Origin of the sequence: Sulfitobacter sp. (genome assembly GCF_041552635.1) — a bacterium.
In the GTDB taxonomy this organism is placed as follows: Bacteria; Pseudomonadota; Alphaproteobacteria; order Rhodobacterales; family Rhodobacteraceae; genus Sulfitobacter.
The window spans coordinates 1-4,870 of sequence record NZ_JBFEKM010000225.1; the positions used below are offsets into that span (position 1 = coordinate 1).

At 53.1% G+C, this 4,870-nt stretch carries 11 protein-coding genes; 2 read left to right on the forward strand and 9 right to left on the reverse strand.

All coding sequences use genetic code 11. The features are described from left to right. From rpsH to rpmC, 7 genes are all read right to left on the reverse strand, one after another. A partial coding sequence (gene rpsH / locus ABYT07_RS18790) for a 30S ribosomal protein S8 (protein ID WP_372993554.1) occupies window positions 1-300 on the reverse strand: 300 nt, incomplete at its 3' end. Between the two features lie 12 nt (window positions 301-312). Continuing rightward, window positions 313-618 (reverse strand): 30S ribosomal protein S14, encoded by a 306-nt coding sequence (gene rpsN, locus ABYT07_RS18795; protein WP_372993555.1) that lies wholly within the window; start codon window positions 616-618, stop codon window positions 313-315. Window positions 619-636: 18 nt separating this feature from the next. After that, complete coding sequence (rplE, locus tag ABYT07_RS18800) at window positions 637-1,200, reverse strand: 50S ribosomal protein L5 (protein ID WP_372993556.1); 564 nt, start codon at window positions 1,198-1,200, stop codon at window positions 637-639. Next, entirely contained in the window at window positions 1,193-1,504 is a 312-nt protein-coding gene (gene rplX, locus ABYT07_RS18805; RefSeq protein WP_372993557.1) for a 50S ribosomal protein L24, read from the reverse strand. The genes rplE and rplX overlap by 8 nt, the downstream gene beginning before the upstream one ends. Beyond that, window positions 1,504-1,872, reverse strand: a complete 369-nt coding sequence (rplN, locus tag ABYT07_RS18810; protein WP_007118848.1) for a 50S ribosomal protein L14 — start codon at window positions 1,870-1,872, stop codon at window positions 1,504-1,506. The genes rplX and rplN overlap by 1 nt, the downstream gene beginning before the upstream one ends. 157 nt (window positions 1,873-2,029) lie before the next feature. After that, a complete protein-coding gene (rpsQ, locus tag ABYT07_RS18815; protein WP_372993558.1) occupies window positions 2,030-2,269 on the reverse strand; it encodes a 30S ribosomal protein S17 in 240 nt (79 codons plus the stop codon). 15 nt (window positions 2,270-2,284) lie between these two features. Beyond that, window positions 2,285-2,491 carry a 50S ribosomal protein L29 gene (gene rpmC / locus ABYT07_RS18820; protein WP_372993559.1) on the reverse strand — a complete coding sequence of 69 codons (207 nt, stop codon included), beginning with the start codon at window positions 2,489-2,491 and terminating at the stop codon, window positions 2,285-2,287. Window positions 2,492-2,652: 161 nt separating this feature from the next. Here rpmC and ABYT07_RS18825 point away from each other — a divergent pair, with 161 nt between their 5' ends. Further along, the gene (locus tag ABYT07_RS18825; protein WP_372993560.1) at window positions 2,653-3,273 is read left to right on the forward strand and encodes a TIGR02466 family protein; all 621 of its coding nucleotides are present in this window, start codon (window positions 2,653-2,655) and stop codon (window positions 3,271-3,273) included. On the opposite strand, the gene ABYT07_RS18830 is transcribed toward ABYT07_RS18825, so the two are convergent. Further along, the gene (locus ABYT07_RS18830) at window positions 3,254-3,466 is read right to left on the reverse strand and encodes a hypothetical protein (protein ID WP_372993561.1); all 213 of its coding nucleotides are present in this window, start codon (window positions 3,464-3,466) and stop codon (window positions 3,254-3,256) included. The genes ABYT07_RS18825 and ABYT07_RS18830 overlap by 20 nt on opposite strands. A gap of 190 nt (window positions 3,467-3,656) precedes the next feature. On the opposite strand from ABYT07_RS18830, the gene ABYT07_RS18835 reads away from it, so the two are divergent. Continuing rightward, window positions 3,657-4,274 carry a thermonuclease family protein gene (locus tag ABYT07_RS18835; protein ID WP_372993562.1) on the forward strand — a complete coding sequence of 206 codons (618 nt, stop codon included), beginning with the start codon at window positions 3,657-3,659 and terminating at the stop codon, window positions 4,272-4,274. Between the two features lie 201 nt (window positions 4,275-4,475). Here ABYT07_RS18835 and rplP read toward each other — a convergent pair. Continuing rightward, window positions 4,476-4,870, reverse strand: a 395-nt coding sequence (rplP, locus tag ABYT07_RS18840) for a 50S ribosomal protein L16 (protein WP_372993563.1), incomplete at its 5' end; no start/stop codon positions are given.

A 4,870-nucleotide genomic window follows, 5' to 3' on the forward strand; every position in this document is an offset into this window, starting at 1 on the left:
ACCAAGGCCCTGACGGACAACGGGAATGTCATTGACGCCCATGTAGACGCGACGACCGGGTTTGGAAACCCGCTTCAATTCGCGAATAACAGGTTCGCCCTCGTAATATTTGAGGCTGATTTCGATTGCAGGGTGGCCATCGGCGCCTGTCATCTTTTCGTAACCACGGATGTAGCCCTCGTCTGCGAGCACGTCCAATACCCATGCACGCAGCTTGGAAGCTGGGGTCATGACTGTGGATTTGCCGCGCATCGAAGAGTTACGGATGCGTGTCAGCATATCTGCGATAGGATCGTTCATCTGATGCGCTCCTTACCAGCTCGACTTGACCATGCCGGGGATTTGGCCGCTTGAGCCAAGATCCCGCAACGCGATCCGCGAAATTTTCAGTTTGCGATAGTAAGCATGCGGACGGCCAGTCAGCTGGCAACGGTTGTGCAAACGCACAGCGCTGGAGTTGCGTGGCAGCTTTGCCAAAGCCAAAGACGCGCGAAAACGCTCTTCCATTGGCTTTTCTTGGTCGCTTACGATTGCCTTAAGTGCAGCACGCTTGGCTGCAAACTTCTTCACCAATGCTTCGCGCTTCTTTTCACGCTGTATCATGGATTTCTTAGCCATATCTAATCCTTCCCGCGCTTACGATGTGAAGGGCATGTTGAACGCTTTCAACAGTGCCTTCGCTTCAGCGTCGGTTTTCGCCGTGGTGGCGATCACGATGTCCATTCCCCAGTTTTCATCAACTTTATCAAAGTCGATTTCAGGGAACACGATGTGCTCTTTCAAGCCCATGGCATAGTTGCCACGGCCGTCAAAGCTTTTGCCGTTGATGCCGCGGAAGTCGCGGATACGAGGCATTGCTATCGTGATCAGACGATCAAGGAATTCATACATCCGGTCGCCACGCAGGGTAACTTTCGCACCCAAAGGCATGTCTTCCCGAACGCGGAAACCCGCGATGGATTTCTTGGCCATTGTGGTCATAGCTTTTTGGCCAGCAATCGTTGTCAGGTCTTCCTGAGCTGATTTGGCTTTCTTGCTGTCACGAACAGCTTCAGCGCCACAACCGATGTTCAGAACGATTTTGTCCAACCGCGGGATCTGCATCCCGTTGGTATAGCCAAATTCTTCTTTCATCGCGGCCCGGATGGTGTCGTTATAGACGCCCTTCAGGCGGGGTGTGTAGTTTGCAGTATCAAGCATCGATCACGTCCCCCGTGGTTTTTGCGAAACGCACTTTCTTGTCGCCTTCGATCTTGAAGCCCACGCGCGTTGCTTTGCCATTGGCATCAACAAGCGACAGGTTGCTCAGATCGATTGGCATCGCCTTTGGAATACGACCGCCCTGCGACGTCTGGGACTGACGCGTGGCGCGGATTGCCATGTTGATACCGGAAACGATGGCTTTGTTGGATTTTGGGTCAACGGAAGCGATGTCGCCCGTCTTGCCTTTATCCTTGCCAGCCAGCACGATAACTTTGTCACCTTTGCGAAGTTTAGCAGCCATTACAGCACCTCCGGCGCAAGCGAGATAATTTTCATGAAGTTTTTCGCACGCAGTTCGCGAACAACCGGTCCAAAGATACGTGTACCTACGGGCTCGTTGTTGTTGTTCAGGATGACGGCGGCGTTACGATCAAAGCGAATGGCTGTGCCATCGTCACGACGTACTTCTTTGGCAGTGCGAACGACGACGGCTTTACGCACGTCACCCTTTTTCACACGACCGCGAGGGATGGCTTCCTTAACCGACACGACAATAATGTCGCCGACGGATGCGTATTTACGCTTGGAACCACCCAGTACCTTGATGCACTGAACGCGGCGAGCGCCGCTGTTGTCAGCAACATCCAGGTTGGTCTGCATCTGGATCATTTGGTTTCTCCCGACCTTCTGGGGGGCGATGCGTGCCCGTTCCCCAGGGTTTCGATTATATTGGGCTGCCCGTAATGGACATCACGTTCGTGCGTTTGGCCCCTGCCGTCCCCAGAGTCAAGGAAAACAAGGGCCGCGCGCCAGAACCTTTAGTGCTTTATGCCTCGGCGGCTTGCAGCACTTCCCAACGCTTGGTTTTCGATCGTGGTGCACATTCGATGATGCGAACGCTGTCGCCCACTTTGAATGTGTTGTTCTCATCGTGAGCCCGGTATTTTTTGGACTTACGGATGGTTTTCTTCAGAACCGGGTGCGTAAAGCGACGCTCTACGGATACGGTTACGGTCTGCTCGTTGGCATCGCTTGTCACGGTGCCTGTCAGGATACGTTTGGGCATACTCTCAGGCTCCTATTATTCAGCAGACGCCGCAGTTGCGGCTTTCTGGTTCAGAATGGTTTTAACACGTGCGACGTCACGCTTGACGGTCTTCAAACGTGCGGGATTTTCAAGTTGGCCTGTGGCTTGCTGAAAACGCAGGTTGAAGGATTCTTTTTTCAGGTTAACAAGTTCGTCACGGAGTTGATCCGGCGTCTTGTCGTGTAGTTCCTTGGCGTTCATCGCCTGTTCCTTTCGACATCACCAGGTGGCCCCTTATGGGTGACCATGATTCTGGTGGAGTTCATGTGAGAGGTTCCCATATAGCCGTTACAGGCGCTTGGCAAGCAACCTTTGCGCAAAACCTATCGCCACTCTGCCCCACCTCATGTAAGAGATGCCTCATGTCACAAATAGATTCCCTTTTCGTCACCCGCCTGTACCGCGCCCCCTTGTCCGAGCACGGCAAACCCGTTGACCCCGTCGAGCTTGAGGCCGCGTGCCTTTCTATCGCCGAGGATGACGAGGCAGGTCAGGAATGGTGCGATCAGAACGATTTCCCCGGCTACACCAGCTATGCGTCTTTGACCGACCTGCCGTGGCGCTTCCCGATCTTCAAGACGGTGAAAAAAGCGCTGGATAAACATGTCAAAGCCTTCGCGACGGATCTGGCGTTTGATCTGGACGGTCGCAAGTTAAAGCTGGAAGATATCTGGATCAACATCCTGCCCGAGGGCGGCATTCACACCGCGCATATCCATCCGCATTCGGTGATATCGGGAACAACCTATGTCGCAATGCCCGAAGGCACGAGCGCGCTAAAGCTTGAAGATCCGCGCCTGCCGATGATGATGGCAGCCCCCGGTCGCCTAAAGGATGCCCCCCAGGAATTGCGCCAGTTCGTCTATGCCAAGCCGGTTGTCGGCGATGTTCTGCTTTGGGAAAGCTGGCTGCGCCACGAAGTTCCGATGAACATGGCCGAAGAAGACCGCATCTCGGTGTCGTTCAACTACGCTTGGGCTTAACCGCCTTACGTGCTTCTTCCTGCTCCTTGACCGCGGCTTTCTCTTCTTTGGTCAACTTGTTACCCCACTGATTGTTGGAAAGGCCAAGATCATCCGGCATCGGCTTGGTCTTGCCTTTTTTGATGGTGCCACCTTTGTTGAGGAACTGCTGGATGAGGTCTTCGTCGGTGGTGGGCTTGGGGACGTGTTTCATGGGGGCGAACCTTTGTGTGGGGAGCGTTCTTTCTTTAGCAAGTGTAGTACCAAGTTATAGGAATTGGAATGCCCGCCACAGCCTTAGATCCGCTCCAACTACACGCACAAACAACAATTTGCCGTTTGCTTTCACTCGTAAGTTGCGCCAACTTCATGTCATTGATTTTATAATTACATGGCGTTCTTCGATGACTGGTTTTGATGTACTTATTCTTCTTTTCATAGTGATCGCACTTTATTGCGTGGTGACTTGGACGAATAAACCCAAAGATTACAATTCAGAAGAGACAGGGCATCGCACCACCCCTACACCGATCTCTCGCGATGTCGCCCCACGACAGCGGCAGTCTTACGCGTCTGCTCCTCCGAAACCGATTTCCGCAACAACTGCGGGAAAAAAGATTCCCTCAAGGGTCGATCACGCACCGCCACCGCCTATTCCTTCATCAATGGAACTTCTTGGGAAAGCCTACGTAATAGACGGAGACACCATCGTCGTCAGTAAGATCAAAGTCCGACTGGCCGGCATCGACGCCCCTGAGCTTGATCAACCTTGGGGTCAAAAATCAAAGTGGGAAATGGTTCGCTTGTGCAAAGGCCAAGCAATACGCGTCGAACTTACTGGGGAAACTTCTTACGACAGATTAGTTGGCACATGCTATTTACCAGATGGCACAGATATCGGAGCCGAAATCATCAGAAGCGGGCTAGCCTTAGATGGGGGAAGATATTCAAAAGGTAAGTATCGGCATCTTGAACCTGACGGTATCCGTAGAAAGCTCAAATTCTACGGGCATTGGCGCTAAACAGAAATCCCCACAGAGATTAAATCAGTTCTCGCGCGAAAGAAGTCCGGCTTTCTCCGTCCCCTCTTAAGCGAACTTTGCACATAATTTATCTGTGCCGCAGAAAAAAGGCCCCCGCTGATCACTCAGCAGGGGCCTTTTTATCGGTACGACATATGTGAGTTTCACCCACCCTATGTAGGGTGGGTGAAACCCACGTTCTTACCAGTCCTCGCGGACCACGACCCGTGTTTTGATTGGCAGCTTCATCGCAGCAAGGCGCAGGGCCTCGTGTGCGATGGCTTCGCCGACGCCGTCGATTTCGAACATTACGCGGCCCGGCTTAACCCGGCATGCCCAGTAATCAACGGAACCTTTACCTTTACCCATACGGACTTCGGTAGGCTTCGATGTGACTGGCAGATCCGGAAAAATACGGATCCAGACACGGCCTTGACGCTTCATGTGACGCGTCATGGCACGACGTGCAGCTTCGATCTGACGCGCGGTTACACGCTCAGGCTCCAGAGCCTTCAGGCCAAAGGTGCCAAAGTTCAGGTCAGACCCGCCCTTTGCAAGACCCTTGATTTTGCCTTTGTGCTGCTTGCGGAATTTCG

Coding starts and splice junctions, on each gene's coding strand:
- rpsN (WP_372993555.1), bottom strand. CDS start 618: ATGGCTAAGAAATCCATGATACAGCGTGAAAAGAAGCGCGAAGCATTG.
- rplE (WP_372993556.1), bottom strand. CDS start 1,200: ATGCTTGATACTGCAAACTACACACCCCGCCTGAAGGGCGTCTATAAC.
- rplX (WP_372993557.1), bottom strand. CDS start 1,504: ATGGCTGCTAAACTTCGCAAAGGTGACAAAGTTATCGTGCTGGCTGGC.
- rplN (WP_007118848.1), bottom strand. CDS start 1,872: ATGATCCAGATGCAGACCAACCTGGATGTTGCTGACAACAGCGGCGCT.
- rpsQ (WP_372993558.1), bottom strand. CDS start 2,269: ATGCCCAAACGTATCCTGACAGGCACCGTGACAAGCGATGCCAACGAG.
- rpmC (WP_372993559.1), bottom strand. CDS start 2,491: ATGAACGCCAAGGAACTACACGACAAGACGCCGGATCAACTCCGTGAC.
- ABYT07_RS18825 (WP_372993560.1), top strand. CDS start 2,653: ATGTCACAAATAGATTCCCTTTTCGTCACCCGCCTGTACCGCGCCCCC.
- ABYT07_RS18830 (WP_372993561.1), bottom strand. CDS start 3,466: ATGAAACACGTCCCCAAGCCCACCACCGACGAAGACCTCATCCAGCAG.
- ABYT07_RS18835 (WP_372993562.1), top strand. CDS start 3,657: ATGACTGGTTTTGATGTACTTATTCTTCTTTTCATAGTGATCGCACTT.